Source organism: Arthrobacter sp. FW306-04-A, assembly GCF_044358315.1.
Taxonomy (GTDB): domain Bacteria; phylum Actinomycetota; class Actinomycetes; order Actinomycetales; family Micrococcaceae; genus Arthrobacter.
In genome coordinates, this window is the sequence record NZ_CP084559.1 from 3,569,147 (window position 1) to 3,591,224 (window position 22,078).

General features: G+C 62.1%; 24 protein-coding genes. 8 read left to right on the top strand and 16 right to left on the bottom strand.

Annotation, left to right across the window (positions count from 1 at the left end):
• Positions 1-7 precede the first annotated feature (7 nt).
• From LFT43_RS16635 to LFT43_RS16665, 7 genes are all read right to left on the bottom strand, one after another.
• Positions 8-1,528, bottom strand: a complete 1,521-nt coding sequence (locus tag LFT43_RS16635) for a CpaF family protein (RefSeq protein WP_395798612.1) — start codon at positions 1,526-1,528, stop codon at positions 8-10.
• Positions 1,529-2,722 carry a CpaE family protein gene (locus LFT43_RS16640; protein WP_395798614.1) on the bottom strand — a complete coding sequence of 398 codons (1,194 nt, stop codon included), beginning with the start codon at positions 2,720-2,722 and terminating at the stop codon, positions 1,529-1,531.
• Positions 2,719-3,489, bottom strand: a complete 771-nt coding sequence (locus tag LFT43_RS16645) for a Flp pilus assembly protein CpaB (RefSeq protein WP_395798616.1) — start codon at positions 3,487-3,489, stop codon at positions 2,719-2,721. Before LFT43_RS16645 ends, LFT43_RS16640 begins: the two co-directional genes overlap by 4 nt.
• A 43-nt stretch (positions 3,490-3,532) precedes the next feature.
• A complete protein-coding gene (locus tag LFT43_RS16650) occupies positions 3,533-4,564 on the bottom strand; it encodes a pilus assembly protein TadG-related protein (RefSeq protein WP_395798618.1) in 1,032 nt (343 codons plus the stop codon).
• A complete protein-coding gene (locus LFT43_RS16655) occupies positions 4,552-4,926 on the bottom strand; it encodes a TadE/TadG family type IV pilus assembly protein (protein ID WP_395798620.1) in 375 nt (124 codons plus the stop codon). Before LFT43_RS16655 ends, LFT43_RS16650 begins: the two co-directional genes overlap by 13 nt.
• A gap of 123 nt (positions 4,927-5,049) precedes the next feature.
• Positions 5,050-5,286, bottom strand: coding sequence for a Flp family type IVb pilin (locus LFT43_RS16660; protein ID WP_395798622.1), 237 nt, complete (start codon positions 5,284-5,286; stop codon positions 5,050-5,052).
• 198 nt (positions 5,287-5,484) lie between these two features.
• Positions 5,485-5,724, bottom strand: a complete 240-nt coding sequence (locus LFT43_RS16665) for a Flp family type IVb pilin (protein ID WP_395798624.1) — start codon at positions 5,722-5,724, stop codon at positions 5,485-5,487.
• Between the two features lie 373 nt (positions 5,725-6,097).
• Here LFT43_RS16665 and LFT43_RS16670 point away from each other — a divergent pair, with 373 nt between their 5' ends.
• Positions 6,098-6,352, top strand: coding sequence for a hypothetical protein (locus tag LFT43_RS16670; RefSeq protein ID WP_395798626.1), 255 nt, complete (start codon positions 6,098-6,100; stop codon positions 6,350-6,352).
• A gap of 9 nt (positions 6,353-6,361) precedes the next feature.
• On the opposite strand, the gene LFT43_RS16675 is transcribed toward LFT43_RS16670, so the two are convergent.
• From LFT43_RS16675 to LFT43_RS16695, 5 genes are all read right to left on the bottom strand, one after another.
• Positions 6,362-6,778, bottom strand: coding sequence for an Hpt domain-containing protein (locus LFT43_RS16675; RefSeq protein WP_395798628.1), 417 nt, complete (start codon positions 6,776-6,778; stop codon positions 6,362-6,364).
• 64 nt (positions 6,779-6,842) lie between these two features.
• Positions 6,843-7,442 carry a hypothetical protein gene (locus LFT43_RS16680; protein WP_395798630.1) on the bottom strand — a complete coding sequence of 200 codons (600 nt, stop codon included), beginning with the start codon at positions 7,440-7,442 and terminating at the stop codon, positions 6,843-6,845.
• A gap of 6 nt (positions 7,443-7,448) precedes the next feature.
• Positions 7,449-8,123 carry a TasA family protein gene (locus LFT43_RS16685; RefSeq protein WP_395798632.1) on the bottom strand — a complete coding sequence of 225 codons (675 nt, stop codon included), beginning with the start codon at positions 8,121-8,123 and terminating at the stop codon, positions 7,449-7,451.
• A 38-nt stretch (positions 8,124-8,161) separates the two neighbouring features.
• Positions 8,162-8,782: a signal peptidase I gene (locus tag LFT43_RS16690; protein ID WP_395798634.1), complete on the bottom strand. Its 621-nt coding sequence runs from the start codon at positions 8,780-8,782 to the stop codon at positions 8,162-8,164.
• A 219-nt stretch (positions 8,783-9,001) separates the two neighbouring features.
• Positions 9,002-9,964: a plastocyanin/azurin family copper-binding protein gene (locus tag LFT43_RS16695; RefSeq protein WP_395798636.1), complete on the bottom strand. Its 963-nt coding sequence runs from the start codon at positions 9,962-9,964 to the stop codon at positions 9,002-9,004.
• 925 nt (positions 9,965-10,889) lie between these two features.
• On the opposite strand from LFT43_RS16695, the gene LFT43_RS16700 reads away from it, so the two are divergent.
• From LFT43_RS16700 to LFT43_RS16710, 3 genes are all read left to right on the top strand, one after another.
• Entirely contained in the window at positions 10,890-11,945 is a 1,056-nt protein-coding gene (locus tag LFT43_RS16700) for an LCP family protein (RefSeq protein ID WP_395798638.1), read from the top strand.
• Positions 11,946-12,008: 63 nt separating this feature from the next.
• Complete coding sequence (locus tag LFT43_RS16705; RefSeq protein WP_395798640.1) at positions 12,009-14,228, top strand: S9 family peptidase; 2,220 nt, start codon at positions 12,009-12,011, stop codon at positions 14,226-14,228.
• Positions 14,229-14,279: 51 nt separating this feature from the next.
• Positions 14,280-15,938 (top strand): ATP-binding protein, encoded by a 1,659-nt coding sequence (locus LFT43_RS16710; protein ID WP_395798642.1) that lies wholly within the window; start codon positions 14,280-14,282, stop codon positions 15,936-15,938.
• A gap of 423 nt (positions 15,939-16,361) precedes the next feature.
• Here LFT43_RS16710 and LFT43_RS16715 read toward each other — a convergent pair whose 3' ends face one another.
• From LFT43_RS16715 to LFT43_RS16725, 3 genes are all read right to left on the bottom strand, one after another.
• Positions 16,362-16,538, bottom strand: a complete 177-nt coding sequence (locus LFT43_RS16715; RefSeq protein WP_395798644.1) for a hypothetical protein — start codon at positions 16,536-16,538, stop codon at positions 16,362-16,364.
• Between the two features lie 83 nt (positions 16,539-16,621).
• Positions 16,622-17,479, bottom strand: coding sequence for a response regulator transcription factor (locus tag LFT43_RS16720; RefSeq protein WP_395798646.1), 858 nt, complete (start codon positions 17,477-17,479; stop codon positions 16,622-16,624).
• 67 nt (positions 17,480-17,546) lie between these two features.
• Positions 17,547-18,101: a GNAT family N-acetyltransferase gene (locus tag LFT43_RS16725; protein ID WP_395798648.1), complete on the bottom strand. Its 555-nt coding sequence runs from the start codon at positions 18,099-18,101 to the stop codon at positions 17,547-17,549.
• A 154-nt stretch (positions 18,102-18,255) separates the two neighbouring features.
• On the opposite strand from LFT43_RS16725, the gene LFT43_RS16730 reads away from it, so the two are divergent.
• Genes LFT43_RS16730 through LFT43_RS16740 form a run of 3 tightly spaced genes read left to right on the top strand, consistent with a single transcriptional unit; the run spans position 18,256 to position 20,754 of the window.
• On the top strand, positions 18,256-18,738 hold the full coding sequence (locus LFT43_RS16730) for a hotdog fold thioesterase (protein ID WP_395798650.1): 483 nt from the start codon (positions 18,256-18,258) through the stop codon (positions 18,736-18,738).
• Between the two features lie 7 nt (positions 18,739-18,745).
• The gene (gene paaK / locus LFT43_RS16735) at positions 18,746-20,098 is read left to right on the top strand and encodes a phenylacetate--CoA ligase PaaK (protein WP_395798652.1); all 1,353 of its coding nucleotides are present in this window, start codon (positions 18,746-18,748) and stop codon (positions 20,096-20,098) included.
• 53 nt (positions 20,099-20,151) lie between these two features.
• Entirely contained in the window at positions 20,152-20,754 is a 603-nt protein-coding gene (locus tag LFT43_RS16740) for a TetR/AcrR family transcriptional regulator (RefSeq protein WP_395798654.1), read from the top strand.
• A 209-nt stretch (positions 20,755-20,963) separates the two neighbouring features.
• On the opposite strand, the gene LFT43_RS16745 is transcribed toward LFT43_RS16740, so the two are convergent.
• A complete protein-coding gene (locus tag LFT43_RS16745; RefSeq protein ID WP_265977802.1) occupies positions 20,964-21,371 on the bottom strand; it encodes a VOC family protein in 408 nt (135 codons plus the stop codon).
• A 210-nt stretch (positions 21,372-21,581) separates the two neighbouring features.
• Between LFT43_RS16745 and LFT43_RS16750 the strand changes: the two genes are divergently transcribed.
• Positions 21,582-21,902: a GYD domain-containing protein gene (locus LFT43_RS16750; RefSeq protein ID WP_395798657.1), complete on the top strand. Its 321-nt coding sequence runs from the start codon at positions 21,582-21,584 to the stop codon at positions 21,900-21,902.
• The last annotated feature ends 176 nt before the right edge of the window (positions 21,903-22,078 follow it).

Here is a 22,078-nt window from a genome sequence, read left to right on the forward strand (position 1 = left end):
GTTTCGCTCACGTCCTCGCTGCTGTTGCCAAGGGAGCGGCAAATACGCCGGGAGAAACGCGAATGCCCAGGTCATCGAATCGGTCGATGAACCGCGGTCGGATACCCGTTGGGACGGGCCTTCCAAGAAAGATCCCGTGGGCGTCGACACCTGCCGAGTAGTCGAAAACAAAGGCGTCTTGGAGGGTGACGATGTCGCCTTCCATGCCTTGAACCTCAGTCACATGCGTGATGCGGCGCGTTCCGTCCCGCAACCGGGAGATTTGGATGATGAGATTCACGGCGGACGCTATTTGCTCGCGGATTGCTCGCAATGGCAGGTCCATGCCTGCCATGAGCACCAGGGTTTCAAGGCGCGCAACTGCGTCGCGAGGGGAATTTGAGTGCACCGTGGAGAGAGAACCGTCGTGACCGGTGTTCATGGCCTGCAGCATGTCGAGGGATTCTCCGCCGCGGACCTCGCCGACGACGATCCTGTCCGGGCGCATACGAAGGGAGTTCCGGAGCAACTCCCTGATGGTCACTTCACCCTTGCCCTCGGTATTCGGTGGCCTGCTCTCAAGCCTGACAACATGTTGCTGCTGGATTTGCAGTTCCACGGCGTCTTCAATGGTGACGATGCGGTTGTCCTCCGGGATGAAAGATGACAGGACATTCAACAACGTGGTCTTGCCGGTTCCGGTACCTCCGGAAACAATGATGTTCAGTTTCGCCTTGACGCAAGCATTGAGAAGCTCGGCCATCTCCGGCGTCAGCGTGCCGAAATCGATCAGGTTCCTGATGGTCAACGGTATTTTGCTGAATTTTCGGATCGTCAGCGACGAGCCGCCAACCGCTAGCGGAGGGATCACGGCATTGACTCGCGAGCCGTCTTCAAGTCGCGCGTCAACCAGCGGAGATGACTCATCGATCCTTCGCCCTACCTTCGAAACGATGCGTTCAATGACCCTCCTGAGATGGTCTTCGGAGCTGAATCCGGAATCCGTGAGGGTCAGCTTGCCTTTTCGTTCGACGTAGATCTGGTCCATCCTGTTGACCATGATTTCCGTGACTTCCGGATCGTCCAGCAAGCGTTGGAGCGGCCCGTAGCCAAGGACGTCGTCCGCCACGTCGGCCACGAGCCGGCTGCGTTCGTCCGCAGACAGCGGGACCTGCTCGGCGTCGATGATCCGGATGAGTTCTTCCCGGGCAGTTGTACGCAACTCATGTTCGCTGACGCTCGAGTCGTTGAACCTCGCCCCGAGGCGCTCGAACAATGCCGTGGCGGCCCGCCGCTTGAGGGCAGCGAAGGCGTCAACCGGTTGCTGGGCCCTGGGCTTTGGCGACTCCGGGAGATCGGCTAGCTTGACTGAAGTGTGGGGTTTTGCAACACCGAGAGGCTTCCCGGCGGGATTTGGCTTGATTTGCTGAGTGGCCTCGGCGAATGTTGGTTTAGGCGCAGAGAGCGTGCTCGGGCCAAGTTCTTCCCCTGCACCGAGGGACGCTTCGACCTTGTCCTCGGCCGCATGCATACGTTCAGACAGCTTCATCTAGACCACAACCCTTCTGTGCAATTTGCGCTGTGCTGTGGCACGCCACGTGGGATTGAAGCGCTCCACAAGTTGCTTGAGTCCTTTGACGGCCGGATCCTTCACCGCTTCCTGGAGCACGGGAATGCCGCGGTTGGTGGAGAACGCGACGGCCTTCGACCGAGGGATGCTGACGTCAACCGGGGCACCGACGGTCGATTCGACGTCCTGGACCGACAGCCCCGACTTGGAATCAGCCATGTTGAGCACCACGTGCCGGGTTTCCGGTAGCAGGTTCAACTTGCGGAGAATATCCAGGCCGGAGCGCAGGCCCCGGACGCTTGGAACGTCCATGCCAGTCACCCACACAGCGTCCGAGCATTGCTCGAGGGCAGCGAGCCCGATTTCGGGTAGTCCGGGTGCAGTGTCCACAACCACATACTGGAACTCTTGGGCCAGCTGTTCGAGCAGCCGGCCAACCTGTTCCGGCGAGATCTCGTCTGCTTCGACAGGATTCTTCGGCGCGCACAACGCATAGATGCTTGCCGGGTGGACGGTGAGAAAGGCCTTGAGCACCAGTGAATCCTGGCTGGCCGACGGAGTAACAGCGTCGGTAACAGTGTGTTCCGGATTGAGGTAGAGCCCGGACGCGACGTCACCGAATTGCAGGTCCAGATCCACGATCACCACGCTCATCGGCGCTATCTTGCCCAGCCCCACCGCGATGTTGGTGGCGATTGTCGTTTTGCCCACGCCGCCCTTGGGGGAAAAGACACCGATCACCAAGCCCTTCGGGGAGCCCGATTGCTTGGGTTCCATGGTGCGCTGACGGCTCGCGAAAGACTGACACGCGCGCTCAAGCATCACCCGTATCTGGGCAACATCCGCAGCCGGACTCATGATGTCGCGAATGCCGGACCGCATGGCTTGGAGGACGAACCCGGAATCCAGTTCACTGACAAGAATCACACTCAGCTCAGGCAACTGCACATCGAGAACCGTGGCCAGGCGAAGGCCGTCCTCCACGGGCACGTCGGGTCCCAGAATCAGTACTTCGAGTTGTTCCTGGTTGATGGCACCGAACAATTCGGCTGGATCAGCCGGCAAAACACTGGTGAAAAAGGTCTGCACGCTTCCGGGCAGGCCACCCGCAACAGCTTGGCGCAGCCGTTGGTCAAAGTCAGTATTGGGAGTTATCAGGACGAAGCGGCTCACTTGTATACTCCGCTCTGCTGCATGACGGCGGGGCCGCTCTCTTTGGCATCCAACGGCTCTTTGCTGAGCCAGATCTTTTCGAACTCGGCGGCAAAAACAATCTTGGACGCGTCCACATCGCTCACGGCAACGGTCAGCAGGAGCGATCCGGTGGGAAGTGCACTGTCCTTGGAGCCGGCCGCACCGGAACTGGGATTCGGTGTCGCTTGTGCACTCGCTGCTGCTTGTGGGGCGCGTTGGACCATGGTCACAAGAACTTTGTGAATCGCCAATTCGGAAGTTTGTTTGTCCGGCTTCGCCTCGATTCCGCCGCTGGACATGGAGACGAATATTCCAATGTGGTCACCAGGAACCAGCAGTCCCCCGACCACCCGCTGGGGTTCCAGTTGAAAGGAGACCTCCTGGAGCCCTGCCGGCACCTTGACGCTCCCAGGGGTCTTGAGTGCGTCCGGCTCCACCAAGCGTTCGGCCACCAACGTCTCGCCAGGGACGAGGTCAACGGCAGCGACCTTGCCCGCTGAGTCCCCCAGGGTGTGTAGCGCTGACTTAGGGACAGCCGATTCCGGTAATTGCTGGGTAACGAGGGAATCCTTCATTGCGTCCACAGAGGTGCCGGCCGGGATGGGCATCTTAACCACCAACACGTCAACAGGCGCCAGGTTCTGGACTGCCCGTTGATCCGATCCTTGTGCGTAGGAGAAGACGAGAATCACCCCGACGACGGCCAGCAGTGCCGCTGCCGATCCGGCCAACAAGCGTGACTTCACTTACTACTCCTGTGCTCAAAGATACTCAAATAATGGAATGAAACTAGTTGGTGAGGCGCACGATGGTGGCCCCGTAGGCGTCCACCGGCCCCAGTGAGTAGCCGTCCGCCAGCGAAACGTATTTGATGAAACTCCCGATGATTCCGCGGCAGTTTCCGTTGCATGAAACCGCTGAAGGAACATCGGGACTTAAGTTGTGGAAGCTGTCCGGAAGACTGTTATTCCCGGTGAACTTCCACCCCACCACTTTGAACGCAGCGAAGGCCAGCAGATGGTAAACAGCACCGCTTCCCGTACCTGTGACGGCGTCGAAGACCGGAAGCAGGACGACGACGTCGCGGCCCGCGGTGATGGTATCGGCCCACGTTTGGAGAGTGGTCGAACAGTTATTGGGAACACTGTTCCCAGGAGCACTTCCGCCTTCGCTGACGGCGAGATTTATTGTGCCGCCGCATGCCCCGGTATCTTGGACTATCCAGCCGTATCCGCCGGCAACCGTGGCGCCTGAAGGGCCGTAATTGCAGCTGGGGTTGGCGCCGGAGCCGTGGTCCTGAAGTAGCTGGAGACCTCCGCCGATGTATCCCTGCACCTGGCAGATGGAATACGCGAGGGGAAAAGGGGTTCTTCCGGCGACTGCGCTCCCCCACTGAACACTCGATGTGGTCAGAACGTTGCTCGTACTGAAGCCCAGGACGCGAGCGAAGAGGAGTGAAACGGCATTCGGCGGGCCGCCCGCCTGCTGAGCTCCAGCGGTCACGGTGACTTTGCGGTTGGACAGGTCCAGGCTGATCGACTTGATGTTGCTCAGGGCGTCATTTGCGTTTTTATTGGCCATGTCGATGGCGATCTGGGACGTGGTGGAGCAATTCGGATCGCTCGTATTCGCGGCGCACTTCTGCGCCACGGCGAGGGCCGCGGCGTCGGATCCGTTCTGTACTTGCGCCTTTTCGGAATACAGCATTCCCACATCCACGGCGAGGGCGGCAAACCCGAGCAACACCACCAGCAAGAGAGCGACGAGGACGGCGACCGCACCGCGCTCGTCGTCGTCGTCACGGATCATCAGCCGCCACATACCATGACTCCTACTCCTTGCATTGGGAAAGGCCCCGCGATTCCCGTGATGGTGCTGAGGGTGTACTTGATGGTCACGGACATCTGGGCACCAGAGGTGCAACTGGCCGGACTGAAGGTGAAGTTCGTATCTGCCAGCTGTGGATTCAACGACACGGCCGCGTTCTTCGCCGCTGTCTTGGCGGCCGTTTGGTCATTCGAGATTGCCATGACGCGAACACCTTCGCGGGCTGCGTTCGAAAGCGACACCTGCACGTTGTAAGCCCTGCCGAATTCCATGATGCCCAGGAGCAGCATGATCAGGACGGGTGCCAGGATGGCGAACTCGACTGCCACGGCACCGCGCTCTGACGACCTCGGCATTTTTTGCCTTTCCAGAGAACGGACTGTTCGAATCAAGCTGAGTGGCGGCCGCTAGAACGCTGCCGCCACTCAGGAAATGCTTGGCGTGCCGGTATCGCCTGCCGGCACCGCGCAGCGCGGCTCCTAGGAGCAGGTGGCCGCGGTGTGGACGCCTGCGGTGGTGCTGCCAGCGGTGAAGCTTCCGCCGCTGACGGAACACTGGATCTGAGTGAACGTGTCTTTCAGGGTTCCGCCGAGGAGCGTGACAGCGACAATAATGACGACGGCGATAAGGGCGACCATGATGCCGTATTCGACAGCGGTGGCGCCTGTTTCGTCACTCCGTGTACGGGATATGGACTTCAAAAAAATGGAAAACATTAAGGCTCCTGGCTGAGGACAGTCATAGCAATTTGGCAGTATGCGGGGCTACGTCAGATCTAGCCCACCGAACGGACGAACTTTACGAGGCCAAGCGCTAGTACCACCCGAAATGCCGGTCGCCTGAATGCCGCCAGCACACCCGGATTGCTCGCTTTGTGCCCCGTATTGCCTCCCGGGCACCGTGCAGTGCGACCCCTATTTGGAGCAGCTGGCAGCGGTGTGGACGCCTGCGGTGGTGCTGCCAGCGGTGAAGGTTCCGCCGTTGACGGAACACGTGATCTGAGTGAACGTGTCTTTCAAGGTTCCGCCGAGGAGCGTGACAGCGACAATGATGACAACAGCGATGAGGGCGACCATGATGCCGTATTCGACGGCGGTGGCGCCGGTTTCGTCACGACGGACGCGGGATGCGGTGTTTGAGACCAAAGAAAACATGTGAAACTCCTGAGCGAGTTGGGAGATGTGGGCTGGTCCAGCACCAACCCACTAGCAACTTAGCAACGCCCGATACCCCGTGGAGCAGTCCTTGGGACATCTTGTGGCAAGACTCGCGATCCTGCGCATTTCTTGCGTTAAAACTGGGGAAACCTCCGGTCTTGGGCAACCCTGCCGGGTGAAATCCAAGGTGAGAAGACAGCGCCCCCGGAGTGCCGCCGTCGGGCCCTAACCGACTGGCCGCGGCACTTCGAAGGGAACGCTCGCTCACTTTTGTTGGGTTTCCGGTGGACGCTCGCTCGCCTTTAAGGCCAAAATGGCGAACGCTGAAGCACATGTTTGTGCAGGAGCGTTCGTCAAAAGGCGGTCAAAGGTGAGCGAGCGTCTTGGGGCCCGAGAGCTCAACGGCCGCAGCGCCTTGCGCGTATGCCTGGTCGCAGGCCCGGAGAACCCGAATGAATTCGTCCACCGTTTCAGGTCCCTGATCGCTATCAGCCAAGCGAACACGTTGGTGGGCGAGGACTGCGACTTTGACGTTGGTCCTGCTACTACCGCTGATGAGCAAGCGTCCCATCAGGATGCCCCGCGCCTGATGGACGTCTACCTTGCGCAAAGACCCACTTCCTAAGTGTGCTTATTAATCAGCAAGTCCCCAGAATACAGCGCGCGAACAGGTCGCAGGTTCTACAAGCGCAAGGGATAGGAACTCGGACATCGCGGTTTGGAGGATGCCGATATTGCCGGGAAGGACGCCGGCATTGCGTGCCGCGCCTCGCATGTCGCCGTGGAGAATGCTTTGCTCGAGGCCGCTGCAGGTTCTTTCTATGGCATGGGCGCCCACCATGTGGGCATTGACTTTGAGGCTGAGCACGGCGTCCATGGCGGCCTCGGCGTCATTGCTGCCGAGCGTAGAGAGGATACGTTCCACCCGCGTCTGGAGCATTTCCAGAAATGTCAGCGCGTAACTCCTCGGAATGGTGATGCATTGCATCTGGTCTGCGAGGTCGAGCAGGGCGCCGGGGTGGAAGACCGCCTCGCGTGTTGTGGCTGCCATGTTCTGGTCCTGTTCGAAGTTCGTGCCCGGATGTCCGGATGCGGTGGGTCCGTTGCCGCGGTGGTCAGCCGCTGGTGGTGGTTGCGCTCCGGACCTGGGTGCGGTCCACCGTGATGCTGATGGTCAGCGTCGAGGCAGGTGTTTTGGGGACGCTGCCGTTGAATGCGACGCTCGCCCTCAGCCGAATACCCGTTCCGGAGGTTGCCGGGGCGGGGCCCAAAGTGGAAGGGATGGTAGAGGTCCCCGTAGGTGTTGTCAGGACCGTTGCTGTTGTTCCGCCGGTGCAGGCCCCCGTGGCTTCATTCCATGTAGTGCTGCACGATTCGATAATGAACTGCATGTTCGGCTGGGCTGAGGTGGAGCCGCCGTAGCTCGCCGCGATGAGCGGCAAGGTGCCCGTGTTCCCGACCGTGAAGTACTGCGGCGTGAACGCAGGATTCCCAACGCCGCCAATATTGGCGAATGAGAGGGTCAGCGAGCCGCTGCCGTAAGGGGCGGTGGTACTCAGTGTGGCGACGGCTCCCCAGGTGCCGCTGGAAGCGGCCTGGGACGCGGAGGCGGCATTGGCTGTGGTCGCCGCGCGAGCCGGTGTGGACGTGCACACCAACAGGACCGCTGCCGCGATGGCGGCTGCGGCCCTGCCGGAGTAGCGGTGCACGTTCACGTGTTTCTAGCTTCCGGTGACCGTGGAGGTGCGCTGGGATTCGCCGAAGGTCCAGGTCAGTGCCGAGGACAGGCCCTGGATCGGGCTGGCGGGAAGAACGCCGTTGGCTGTGGTTTCGGCCTGGTCCGGCAGGGTCAGGGAGAGCTGGAGGTTCACACTCGACGCAGCCGTGACGGTACCGGAAATCAGCGTCGAGGGCGCCGCGACGAGGGAGCTCAAGGGAACGCTTGTCGCCAGGACGGTGGTGGTGGCGCCGGTGCCCGTGCAGGTGCCGGCACCGGTGGTGGTCCAGGTGCCGGAGCACTGGGTGACAGTGACGTGGAGTCCCTTGGTCGCGTCGGTAGTGAGCTTGCTCGGGGTGCCATCCGCGACAGCGAGGGTCAGGGCTTTGCCGTCCATGGTGGCGCCCTGGGTGAGGTTGACGTACCGGATCACGGTGTCCCCCGGGGCGAGGTTGGAGACGGACTGGCCGAACCCGGTTCCGTTGTTGGCCATGGTCAGGCTCAGGGTGCCGGAGGTGGCGTTCTGGGCGGTGGCGTTGGAGGCGGTGGCGTTCAAGGCAGCGAACACCCCACCTCCGGTGATTGCCAGGCCGGCCGCTGCCACGGCGCAAGCGGCGAACAGGGCGGGGGCCGGGCGGGCGGCGGAACGGGCGGCGCGGCGGGCTGTGGTTGCAGACATGACGGATCCTTTGCGGGAGGGTGGTGCGGGATTGGCTTTTAGAGAGCGGGGACGGCGCTGCGGCGACCGGAGGTACCCGGTGTGCGGCGTGCCGATGAGGAGTAGGTGCTTCGGAGGATCCACCAGACGGCGGATCCGGTGACCGTCAGGCCGAACAGGCCTGTCAGGAGGGCCCGCTGGAGGGGGCTCTCGATCCACAGCAGGACGCTTCCTGCGGAGGGCACGACGGCGACGACGACCGGCACTTGAGCCTGGTCCAGCACCGCCTTCCAGTGGTCCGGAGCCGGGTTGGCGTCACCTTGGGTGGTGAGGACCGGCTTCGACGGAGTGCCGGCGATTGCGGTGATGCGGTGGGCGAACGGCGCGCTCTCACCCGGAGGTGTAAACACTGCGATCTGACCCGGGCGAAGGCTGGTCACATCCGCCGGTGCCGTGATGAGCAGGTCCCCGGGGGCGTAGGCCGGGCGCATGCTGCCGGTCAGGACCGGGGAGAATCCGATGTGCAGCAGCGGGGCCACGACCCCGACGCCAAGGAACACCAGTGTCGCGAGCGTCGCGGCCGTCGTCGCGATCATGCCAAGGACGCGGCGTGCGGAGATGCGTTGACGGATCCTCGCCCCCAGGCGGGGACCCGTGCCAGAGCTGATAGAGCTGTCCATGGGGACGTTTCCGTTTCATTTGAGACCGTGTAGCGGAACAAGATCCACTTTGCTAGGCCCGCATCAAGACGGCTCAAATATTCCAATAAGGTTTGTTTAGGATTTTTCCTAGGGACTTAGGCGAATCTTGAGCAAATCTTTACTGAAACCAAAGCTTGGACTGATGGACATGCAAAGGGTGGGGGCCAACGGCCTCCACCCTTTGCATGCAATCAATGTTCAGTCCTCCACAACCACCGTGCCCTTCATTCCGATGTAGTCGTGCAGTGCGCAGATGTAGTCGTAGTCACCTGCTTTGTTGAAGGTCACGGTGAATGTGACACCTGGCGGCAAAATGCCCGAATTGAGCTGCCCGCCCGTGTAATTCGTCGGATCGCCCAGCGGCGGGAAGGGGTTTGCCGGCTCGTCACCGAAGGTAACCGTGTGCGGCTCGCCCATGCCGTTGTTCACGAAGCTCACGCTCTCGCCAACGTGGATGACCACCTTCGGCTCGATGAACCGCATGACCGTAGCTACGCCGTCGTCGGTTCCGGTTATCACGGTGTGGTCGTCGGCCTGGTCACGGGCTTCGCTCCATTGCTCATAACCGTCCCGGAGGATGGCCCGCTCAGCCCGCGCTGCCCGGTTGTTGTATTGCTCCTGGGTGTACGGGTAGTCCGTGCCCTTGTCCCGCACGTGGACCGTGCCCTTCATGGCGGCGCCGTGCACGAGGCAGTAGTACGTGAAATCACCGGTATCCGGGAATTTCAAGGTGTACGAGTCGATTTCCGGGAACCCACTGTCCGAGACGTTCGTCATCACACCGGAGTTGTAATAAGAGTGCCCATCGTAGGACGCACCGCCCTGTGCAGACACGTAGAGGGGGTTGAAGGGATCGAGGGGTTGCGTGGACTCGATCGTTTGCCCCGCGGCCAGGAACGTGACCGTGTGGATTTCGGCCGCATTGGCTTCCCACGTGACCTTGTCACCGGCATTGATATAAATGTTCCTCGGGAGGAAGGACATTCCTTGGATGGCCTGGTCCGACGACTCGGAGCCGACTTGGACGGTCCACGTCCGTGCAGATTTGCCGCTGTCCGCGGCGGCCGTGCCGCTGAGTGCCACCGGCAACACCAGGGCAAGAAGCAACACCAAGAGCGCCCTCAGGCGCGGCAATAGGAGGGGTTTTGGATGAGCAGTCATAAGACTCATTCCTTAGGAAAATCTGTGCTGACCGGCTGTTTCCAGCCTGGAAATTTTGAGGCGCCGGAGACCATGGCGTCGTTTGACGGTGACTCGGTTTCCTTGAACTTCCCTATGAACTTCAGCTCGCAACCACTGCCCGTCCCCCACATACGGTGCGGCGCCGCGACAATGGGGCCAAACGGGATCCTCCTTTGCTCGGAGGGATAACGTCCAGTTCCGCGGGTAAAAGAGCCCATTGCGGAACGGATAGGACACGGCAAAGCCGGCCCATGTGAAGGCGGAAAGATTAAGTCCCATCGTGCTCCCAGATCGTTATTTTGTCGAGACGTTGATCACGCCAAGGATTCTGTCAGTCGCTCCGATCAGGAACCGGGTTTGTGCAGCCCACCCCGCGGCAGGCTTGGTTCGCCTCAGCGCGCGCCAGCGGAAAAACCGTCTCCGAGAAACCATCAGAGCTTCACAAGACGAACCCTGCCTCTTCCAGTCGACTGCTGACGTATGCTCGGTGAATCATTCGCTGCTTGTTGGGGGGAGCAATGGAGGAACGGAAGTCGGCGCACAAATGCCCGAAGTGCCGGACACGGCTGGTAGAGATCTGGTACGTCGAAATAGTTGGAGGCACCACCGTGGAGCGCAGGCGCATCGGCCGGCCGTTCTGCCCCAAGGGCCACAACATCACCCACTGGAACCTTGCAGGACAACCGAAACGCGCCACATAGCCAAGTAGGAGACAGGCCACGGACCGGGAAACGGCGCATTTGAACCTCGCGGATCGTTGGTGATAGAGGTCCATGGACTGCATTGCAGGTTGCGGGCGGCTAACCACAGCGTTGGAGGTCAAGGGCGAGGTGGGCACCCTTTGTGGCCAAATTGAGGCTTTCTTGTGCGCGGTTTTGACTCGCCTGAGTGATACGTTCCGGTCATGAACAGACGACGGCGGCTGTGGCTTGCGGCAGGACTGGCAGCTCTTCTGGCGGTCATCGTTGTCCTGGCCGCGATCGTCGCCGGGTCCAGCAGGACTTCGTCCGGACCGTCACCCTCAAGCGCCCCCTCAAGCGTGGCCACCGGCGGAACGCCAACCAGCACGCCATCCGCGACTCAAACACCCGCGCCACCTGCCGCGGTCCCCGCCCCGCCGACCATCCCTGAGCTTCCCGCATCCCCCATGAATATCCTGGTGATTGGCAGCGACAGCCGGGCGAATGCCAGGGAACAAAACAATCAGACCATCACAACAGGCGAGTCATCGGACCAACGCTCGGATTGTCTGATGCTGATCCACGTACCGGCAGACCGGCACAAGATCTACGGCATTTCGATCTTGCGCGATAACTGGGTGGACATCCCCGGCTACGGTGCGTCCAAAATCAACGCCAGCCTTGAGGTGGGAGGCACCCCGTTGGTGGTCCGGACCGTCGAATCACTGTTGGGCACGCACATAGACCACACCGTCATGCTGGACTTCAACGGCTTCAAGACCCTCACGGATGGCCTCGGCGGGATCGACGTCAATGTCACTATGCCCTTCACCGCCAGCTTTGAGACCCACCACTCCTTCTCCGCCGGAATCAACCATTTGGACGGACAAGCGGCCCTCGAATTCGTCCGCGAGCGCTACTCATTCGTGGACGGAGACTACCAGCGCGTCCGCAACCAGCACACGTTTCTCCAGGCCCTACTGACAAAGCTCAGGAGCGGAATCCAAACTCCCGCGGGAGTCCTGGGTCTGGTCAACTTCGCAGCCAACTACCTCACGGTGGACCAGGGATTCGACCCCGCTTCCGTCGCCATCCTGGCCTACGGACTCCGAACTGTGGATCCCGGGGCCTCCGTCTTCTTCACACTGCCCACGGCAGGAACCGGCACTTCCCCGGACGGGCAATCGATCGTCATCCCCGATTACGCCGGAATCGGAGAAGTGGCCGCCGCGTTGCGGGACGGCACCCTGCCGGAGTACGCCGCCGCGCATGGTTACTGAACCACGGCTACCCCCGCAGCGAACGCGGGCTCCGGCGTCGGGCAGGCTCTATATATTGAGAACATGACCCAGACTCCCGGTTCCGCCCAGCCGTCCCACACCGAAGGCCCAGCAGCCCCCGTCGCTAAAAAGGTGCCGCACACCCGCGAGCACCACGGCGATGTTTTCGTGGACAACTACGAATGGCTGCGGGACAAGGAATCCGCCGAAGTCGTCGAGCATTTGAAGGCTGAAAACGCCTACCAGGAGGCGGTTACCGCGCACCAGGTACCGCTGCGCGAGGCCATCTTCCAGGAAATCAAAGGCCGTACCCAGGAGACGGACCTCTCGGTCCCGAGCCGCAAGGACAACTGGTGGTACTACACCCGCTCTATTGAGGGCAAAGAGTACGGCATCCAGTGCCGTTTCCGCGCAGAACACTCCGGCGATGCGGTGGCCGACTGGACGCCGCCGGCGGTGGAACCCGGCGTCGAGCTCCAAGGCGAAGAAGTCCTGCTGGACGGCAATGTCGAAGCCGAAGGCAAGCCGTTCTTCTCCATCGGCGGCACTGCCGTGACGGTGGACGGCAACCTCTATGCCTACGCCGTGGACAACTCCGGCGAGGAACGGTTCACCCTTCGCATCAAAGACCTGCGGACGGGCGAACTGCTGCCCGATGTCATCGAGAACATTTTCTACGGGGTGGCCTTCTCCCCCGACGGCACCCGGATCTTCTACACCGTGGTGGACGAAGCCTGGCGCCCCTACCAAGTGAAGTCGCACGTCCTGGGAACGCCTGTCAGCGACGACCTGGTCATCTACCAAGAGGACGACGTCGCCATGTGGCTCGGATTCGAGCTCTCCTCCGACCGGCGATACCTCGTGCTGAGCATCGGCTGTTCCGAATTCAGCGAAACGCGCCTGTTGCGCTTTGACGACTACGACGCCGGCCTGTCCACCGTGATCTCCCGCGACGAACACATCCTCTACGAGGCCGAGCCGTTCCTGCTGGACGGCGCTGAAACCATCCTCCTCACGCACAACAAGGACGCCATCAACTCGATGATTTCCATCGCGGACCCGGCCGAGTTCGCCAAGCCGCTGGCCCAGCAGCACTGGCGCACCGTCGTCGAGCATTCCGACTCCGTTCGCGTCAACGGTGCCGGCGTCACGTCGACCCATCTGGTGGTGGCGGTGCGGCAGGACACGATCGAACGCGTGCAAGTGCTGCCCCTCGCTGGACTGGGAACGGCGGCGCAGGGCACCGCCGTGGAACCTGCCTTCGACGAGGAGCTGTACACGGCAGGGGTGGCGGGTTCGGACTACGACGCCCCGGTGATCCGCATCGGCTACACGTCCTTCTTCACGCCGTCGAGGGTTTACGACTTCGTGCTGCCCACCGCCGCACTCCCCCAAGGCGAGCTGCTGCTGCGGAAGGAAAGCCCGGTGCTGGGCGGGTACGACGCGTCAGACTACGTGGCCACGCGGGAATGGGCGACGGCGGCGGACGGCACGCGCGTGCCGCTTTCCGTGCTCCGGCACGCCTCCGTTTCGCGGGATTCAACCGGCGCGGGCCTGGTCTACGGCTATGGCTCCTACGAGGTCAGTATGGATCCAGGATTCGGCGTGGCGCGTTTGTCCCTCCTGGACCGCGGAATCGTCATGGTGATCGCCCATATCCGCGGGGGCGGCGAGCTCGGCCGGCACTGGTACGACGACGGCAAGAAGCTAAACAAGAAGAACACCTTCACGGACTTCCTCGCAGCAACTGACTGGCTGGCATCCTCCGGCTGGGTGGCACCGAACCGGATCGCGGCCATGGGTGGCTCTGCCGGCGGCCTCCTGATGGGCGCCGTGGCCAACCTCGCGCCGGAGAAGTACGCCGCGATCGTTGCCGCCGTGCCGTTCGTGGATGCCCTGAACACCATCCTGGATCCGGAACTGCCGCTCTCCGCGCTCGAGTGGGAGGAATGGGGCAACCCCATCACCGATCCCGAGGTGTACCAGTACATGAAGTCCTACACTCCGTACGAGAACATCCGTGCCGTCTCCTATCCGAAAATTGCCGCAGTGACGTCCTTCAACGACACCCGCGTGTTCTACGTGGAGCCCGCCAAGTGGGTCCAGGTCCTGCGTTCCGAGACCACCGGAACGGCCCCGATCGTGATGAAGATCGAGATGGAAGGTGGACACGGCGGGGCCTCGGGACGGTACGTGCAATGGCGTGAGCGCGCCTGGGACTATGCCTTCGTGGCGGATTCGCTGGGGGCAGTTGACCTGCTGCCGGGGGCGGGGCTCAAGTAAGGTTCTCCCTAATGGGTCCTGCAGCGAGCCAAACCGGACAGTAGGAGTGCAGTGGAGAGTCCCGTAATGAACGATGCGTCGGCGCCGAACCGTGCCTTGGTGGCCGACCCCGACCCCGTGCGTCTCGAAGAGACGGTTGCGGCCCTCATCTCTGCGGGGTTCTTGGTCCGTACAGCGTCCGACGCCGCCTCGCTTGCGGCCGCGTTGGAAAGCGGGCCGAGCGACGTGGTGATCTTGGACAACGAACTCCGCGAGCTCCTTCCCAGGAACGGCGCCCCTGTTCTGCTCATGCTGGATCCCGAGGACAAGCTGGATGTCGCAGCCCTTGAAGCCTGGAGAATTGCGGATTTTGTCTACAAGGGCCAAGCTCCGGATTTTCGGGCATACAGGGCCTTGGTCCTCATCGCCCGATCCGCCGAACGGATGCGTCGCCGCTCCGAAGCCGAATCACTAAGGGAGAGCCTGCGGAAAGTGTCCTCGGCCATCCGGTCAACTATTGATCCCGGGCGCATTGCCCGGCATCTGGTGGATGGTATCGGCGAGGCCCTCGGTGCCGAACACGTCTGGTTCACCACATTCCCGGACGCACGCGTGCCGCAGGTCAGCGCCGAATGGAACGCCCCGGGACGGGAACCAGGAGTCCTGCCTCCCGAACTAGCCGACGAAATCGCCTTGTTCGAACTGGCGGAGCGCCTATGGGCCGAAGCGGACGTGCAGCCGCTGCCGAAAGGAACTCCGCCGGGCCGGGCTCTCCCGGGGCACCCCGGTGGCGCGGGTCGGCACGGTGACGCCGGTTCGCCGTCGGCCTCTGTTGTGGTCCCTGTGGGCGAAGGTGATCTTGTTCTCGGGATCATCTGGATCGCGCGACCGGACACGGCGCATGAATGGACCCGAGCTGAAATCGGCTTGATCCAGCACGTTTCCGGGAACTTGGCCTATGGACTGATGCAGAGCCACTTGATCGGCGCACAGCAGCAGGTCATGTACAAACTCCAGGAACTCGACCAGGCCAAGACCGACTTCCTCACCACGGTGAACCACGAACTTAGAACCCCGCTGACGTCCATCACGGCCTATCTGGACATGATCCGCAACGGCGCCGGCGGACCGATTCCTGCGGGTGCGGTGCGAATGATCGACGTCATTTCACGAAATGCCGAGCGCCTCCGCCGCCTGATCGAGGACATGCTCACCGTCTCGCACCAGGACACTTCAGGCGATCTCCAATTGAGCCGCGTCAACGTGGGCACCCTGCTCAGGCTCGTCGTCTCGACGTTGCAGCCCCTCGCGGACTCCCGTTCGCTGTCCCTCACCGTGGAGCATGCCGCAGGGACCGTGACCGTCCAGGCCGACGAGGCCAAGCTAGAGCAGGTTTTCGCCAACATCATCAGCAACGCGATCAAGTTCACCCCCGACGGCGGCCACGTCGCCGTCAGCAGCGGGATCGCCTCCGATCCAGGGACGGTTCCCAGCGTGGTGGTGCGCGTGGAAGACACCGGCGTCGGGATCCCGGAGACGGAAATCGACCAAGTGTTTACGCGATTCTTCCGCGCCTCCAATGCCTCCACTGCGGCCATCCCTGGCAGTGGGCTCGGCCTGGCGATAGCCCACGACATTGTGGAGCGCCATGCCGGCAAGCTCGATATCGAGTCAGGCCTCGGTGTGGGGACCACTGTCTCGGTCCGGCTTCCCCTGGATACAGGGAGCTAAGGGGACTCGGACGGTTCGGCGCGCCGTCCTGACCGTCTTTTCGTGTGGAAAAGCGCTTACGACACGGCGAGTCGCGTCATTTCCGGGCTCAAACTCGGCAAACAAGGGGAGGATGGGCACTCGTTTTGACGGCGGCCCCAAAGAACACTGCCCCTGGAACTCCGACTGCTGGGCAACCCGGCGGCGCCCCTGCGTTGAGGCTGTTCTCGCCGGAAGTCGGTACCTTCGTTTCCTTCTTTGATCCGGGAAAGCGCTTACGACACGGCGAGGCGCGTCATTTCGGCGCTCAAACGCGCCAAACAAGGGGAGGACGGGCACTCGTTTTGACCCGGGGCCCCCAAAGAACACCCTAAAAAGGACACCGCCCCTGGGCGGTGGCCCCGGGGCGGTGTTGGAAAAGTCTTGAGGTCCGGCGATCAGCCCTTAGTTGGGCCACCAACCGACCTGCGCGTAGTTCACTGGGCCAGACACAACAGGGACGGTGGTAACCGTGGTGCTTGTGGTGTCGTGCGTGGTCTTCGGGGCGGCATTGGCAGGAGTAACAAATCCGCCAATAACCAGCATGCCCGTCATGAGAAGTGTTGCGGCGAATTTTTTCATGCACTGCTCCTTTGAGCCGTTAGAAATCCGAAGGTGACCTTCCCAGCGTAAGAAGCCTTGTTAAACGTTTCCTTAAGATCGGATCAGTTTTCCGTAGTCTTTGCGGCCAGGCGGTATCCAATGCCACGCACGGTCTCCACCCAACGCGGCGACTGTGCCGAATCACCCAGCTTCCGCCGCAAATTAGCGATGTGAACCTGGATGGCGCGCTCTTCGGACTCGCTGACGTATGCTCCGGTTTCGTACTCCCTGGCATGTAGCCAGCGGGCCAGCCCCGACGTGCTTCGGACCACGCGTCCGGCTTCCATAAGCGCCTGGAGCAGGTCGAACTCAGTACGGGTCAATTGCACTTCTTCGGCATCGACCCGTGTTGTCCGCGTGGCCACGTCCAAGTAGAGGCCGTTGTGTTCCAGCCAGGTACGATCCGCCTCTGGTGGTCTGGTTGTTTCGTGGGATCCTCGGTGCACCGCGGTTGCTGACGAGTTCGGCACCGCAGCCGACGGCGCCCCATCTGCTGGCGTCAGCTCCGCCGTCGTGATCCCTGCGGAAGTGCCGCCCGATAGCTTGCTGCCCCGGGGCCTGCGGAGGAGCGTCTCAACCCGGGCCAGGAGCTCACGGGGGCGGAAGGGCTTGGTGACGAAATCGTCCGCGCCGACGGCCAGTCCTTGTAGCGTGTCCACCTCGCGTGCGCGGGCCGTAAGCATGACGATGTAAGCGTCGCTGAACTCCCGTACGCGACGGGTGACTTCTATGCCATCGATATCGGGCAGGCCAAGGTCCAGGGTAATGACGTCCGGGTTGTGACGGCGGACCGCAGCCACGCCATCAATACCGTTCCCGGCCGCATACACCTCCAGCCCCGAAGCTTCAAGGACGGCGTGGACCACTTCCCGGATATCGTCGTCATCCTCGATTACTACAGCTACGCCAGCTGTGCCCACGTCACGCCCCCGATCTCCCATGCCCAGCCCACCGTAACATCAGCAAAGTCTGGTATCCCCACTCATGCTACTTCCGTGCCCGCCATTCGGAATCGAGGATGGCGTAGATGACTTCGGTGGACCATTGGCCTTTGTAGTGCCAGTTGTCCACGAGGACTGCCTCGCGACGCATGCCAAGCCGCTCGCACAAACCTGACGAGGAGGTGTTCAGGGCGTCGAGCTTGGCGTCGATCCTGTGGAACATGAGCGTCTCGAACCCCAGGCGCAGCACGGCCTCGGCTGCCTCCGCCGCGTAGCCTTTGCCCCGGTTTTCAGGAGCCAAGATCCAGCCGATTTCGGCCTGCCCCGTGCCAGGCAACCATTTGAGCACCACTTCGCCGAGCAGTCCCGGCGAGTCGGCGCGCTCTATTGCGAGGCACACCCAGTCGCCCTCTTGTTCGAAAGTGAAGTTGGCGTAGCGGCCCAGCGCTTCCATGGACTGCGTGAGGGTCAATTCCTGCCTGAGGAGGAAACGCGCGGTCTCCGGCAGGGACTGGTAGGCGTGGAATCGCTCCAGATCGGCGGCCTCGAAGCGGCGAAGCACGAGCCTCGGCGTCCGAATGGGAAGTTCGATGAGCGGCATGCCTCGAGGCTACTACGAGCTCCTACTTCATCCGTATTGCATCGTCCCGCCGGGCGCCGCGGATCTGTCCCGCCGGGCGGTCACCCCTTGACAGTTCAAGCAAACTGGGATTACCTAATGAACATTCGGTAAATAAAGCTGGAGGCAATGACGCATGGTTGAGACCACCCTTTCTGGCGCAGCGCAGCACCAGATCCTCAAGAACGACTACGCCTCCGAGTGGATGGGCCTAGAGGTGCTCAAGATCGACGACGGCCACGCCACCGTCCGCATGAAGCTCCGCCAGGAAATGCTCAACGGCTTCGGAATGGCCCACGGCGGAATGATCTTCGCCTTCGCAGATTCAGCGTTCGCCCTCGCCTGCAACCCGGCTGTCCCATCGCCGTCGGAGGCTGACACCATCACCGTCGCCGCCGGCGTCGACATCAACTTCCTCAAGCCGGCCTATCAAGGCCAGGTGATCACCGCCGTCGCGAACCGCCGTGCGAACAACGGACGCAGCGGCCTGTACGACATCCAAATCTTCGCCGCCTCCCCTGCGGAACTCGCCGCCGCCGGGTCGCCCGAGAATCCGGGCGGCTACGGCGAGCTCATCGCCGAGTTCCGTGGCCGCAGCCGCACCATTTCCAAGAAGTAGGAAGACCATGACACAGAACACCGTCGCCGCTCCTGACGCACCGCTTAACACCGCACAGCTAGATCGCGAAGAAACCATCTCGCGCGATGAGCTCGAGGCCCTGCAGCTCAGCCGCCTCCAGCACACCGTGGCCTACGCCTACGATCGCGTCCCGCTGTACAAGCGCAAATTCGACGACGCCGGCGTCCACCCCACCGACCTCCGCGAACTGTCCGATCTCGGCAAGTTCCCTTACACCACCAAGGAAGACCTCCGCCAGGAATACCCCTTCGGCATGTTCGCCGTGCCGCAGAACGAAGTAGCCCGCGTCCACGCGAGCTCGGGTACCACAGGCCGGCCGACCGTCGTCGGATACACCAAAAACGACCTCGCCAACTGGGCCACCTTGGTAGCCCGCTCACTCCGCGCCTCCGGCGTCCGTCCAGGCATGAAGGTCCACAACGCTTACGGCTACGGCCTGTTCACCGGCGGCCTGGGTGCCCATGCCGGGGCGGAAGCGCTCGGCTGCACCGTCATCCCGATGTCCGGCGGCCAGACGGAACGCCAGATTCAGCTGATCCAGGACTTCAAGCCGGACGCAATCCTGGCAACCCCCACCTACCTGCTCACGATCGCCGACGCCATGGCCCACATGGGTGTCGATCCGGCGTCGACCTCGCTCAAGTACGCGGTGCTCGGCGCCGAACCGTGGACCGAGGAAATGCGCCACGAGCTCGAAACCACTATGAACCTCAAGGCCTGCGACATCTACGGCCTGTCCGAGGTCATGGGCCCGGGTGTCGCCGGGGAAGCCGTTGAGACGCAGGACGGCTGCCACATCTGGGAGGACCATTTCCGCCCCGAGATCATCGATCCGTTCGACCCCTCCCGCGGGGTAAGCGCCGTGCTGGCCGACGGCGAACCGGGCGAACTCGTCTTCACCTCGCTCACCAAGGAAGCGCTGCCGATCATCCGGTACCGCACCAAGGACCTCACGCGCCTTCTGCCGGGCACCGCGCGCCCGGCGCACCGCCGCATGGGCCGCATCACCGGCCGCAGCGACGACATGATCATCCTGCGCGGCGTGAACCTCTTCCCGTCGCAGATCGAGGAAATCGCCCTGCGGATCCCTGAGCTCAGCCCACACTTCCAGCTCGAACTCACCCGTCCCGAGGGCAAGCGCATGGATTCGCTGACGGTCAAGATTGAGCGCCGCGAGAACGTTTCCATCGAGTCGGGCGCCACGGCGGCACACGCCTTGCGCGAACAGATCAAGATCCACGTGGGTTCTTCATGCGTGGTGGACGTCGTGGAGCCGGGTTCGCTCGAGCGCTCCAACGGCAAACTGCGCCGCGTCTACGACATGCGACCCAAGAGGTAACTTGGCTGGGCGGGTGCACGAATCAACCGACCGTTCATGAGAAAATGGCCAGCATGCCTAGTGAAACAGCAACCAAGCGGGGACGCCCCGGATACGACCAGCAATCAGTGCTGCTGATCGCCGTCGACGTCTTCAACCGCCACGGTTACGACGCCACGTCCATGGGTATTCTTGCCGAAAACCTCGGGATCTCAAAGTCGGCCATTTACCACCACGTGCCGTCCAAGGGCGACCTCCTGAAGCTCGCCCTTGAGCACGCGCTGGGAGGGCTCGAGACCATCCTGGAGCAACCCGAGGCTGTTACTGGGGCAGCCGACGCACGCCTGGAATTCGTGTTGCGGCAGACCATAGCCGTTTTGGTGGAGCGGCTGCCGTTCGTCACGCTGCTTCTGCGGCTCCGCGGCAACACGGAGATCGAGCGCGATGCCCTGGAACGGCGTCGTGCTTTCGACCACAAGGTGGCCGCGCTGATCTCAGCCGCCCGCGAAGAAGGCTCGCTGCGCCAGGACATCGATCCCCGCACCGTCACCCGGCTGCTGTTCGGCACCATCAACTCGATCGTGGAGTGGTACAAACCGGGCGGCTCGCTGTCCCCTCAGCGCCTCGCCGACGACGTCATCACCATGGCCTTCGACGGCCTCCACGCCTCGGCGTAGGGCACGTTCCTCCCCTCTCCGACGCTCCCTCACATATGTGGCACTTTCCCCCGACGCTCACTCACATATGTGGCACTTTCCCCCGACGCTCACTCACATATGTGGCACTTTCCCCCGACGCTCACTCACATATGAGGCCAAATGACAGAACCCTCCTTCACTAAAAGTGAATGAGGGTTCTGCGTGGCCCCGGTGGGTGCCTCAGCCGATCAAAGCTGATATTCGGCCTGGATGCCCAAGCTTTCATGGACGCAGAGGACGTTGTTTTCCGTGTCCATGAACCAGGCGCAACGATCGGCGTCGGTGGTACAAATGTGGTGTTCGGTTTTGAGATCCGGGAGGTCGTAATCCCGGAATTCGACACCGCTCGCCTCCATTTCATCGACTGTCCGCTCGATGTCGCTGACTTCAAAGGAAAGGGCAGTGTGCGATGAGTGCATGCCGTCCTTGATGGGCATCAACTGCAGCATGGGGCCGCCGTCGATGCCGAACAAATCATTTCCATCCCAGGTCATGCCGCGGTGCGGGAGGCCGAGTTTCTCCGCGTAAAAGCTGCGGGCTCGGGCTACGTCGTCGACGGGCAAGACGGTTGTGGCTGTTCTGAGTGCTAGGTTCATTTCGCCACCTCCTACGCTGAAAATCTTACGCCGGACGCGGTCGGAAAGAACTTGTGGGCGAGCGTTAGCCTAGACCGTTGTCAGGGCGACGACCTCGGCCTAATATGTGCACAGCCCCCTCGCAGGGGAACAACTCCGGGACCTTCCCTCAACGGGTGATGGGAGCACCTTAGGAGGCCCGAGTCCGGGACATCACGGGACGGGAAGACAATGACCAAATATCTATTCGAAGCAAACTACGTAGGCGACGGAATCAAGGGGCTGTTGCGCGAGGGCGGCACCAAGCGCCGCGATGCTGTGGTCGATGCACTCAAATCCGTAGACGGATCGCTCGAATGTTTCTACTACGCTTTCGGCGAGACCGACGTCGTCGGGGTCTTCGAAATCCCGGACGCGGCTAGCGCTGCCGCCCTCTCACTCATGATCAATGCGACAGGCGCTGTGCGCCTGCATTTGAAGCCGCTCATGACGGTGGAGGATCTCGACGAAGCCGCCAAGAAGACCCCGGCATACCGCGCCCCCGGGCAATAGAACCAACCAGCGGGCCAGAGGTATTCACGCCAGCCCAGACACGGAACGCTCCCGATCGATGGGGAGCGTTCCACGTATGCAGCACCAAAGTGAGCGAGCGTCCGGCCAAACACCCACATAAGTGAGCGGGCGCCGGACCAAACACCGACATAAGTGAGCGTGCGTCCGGGGGAGGA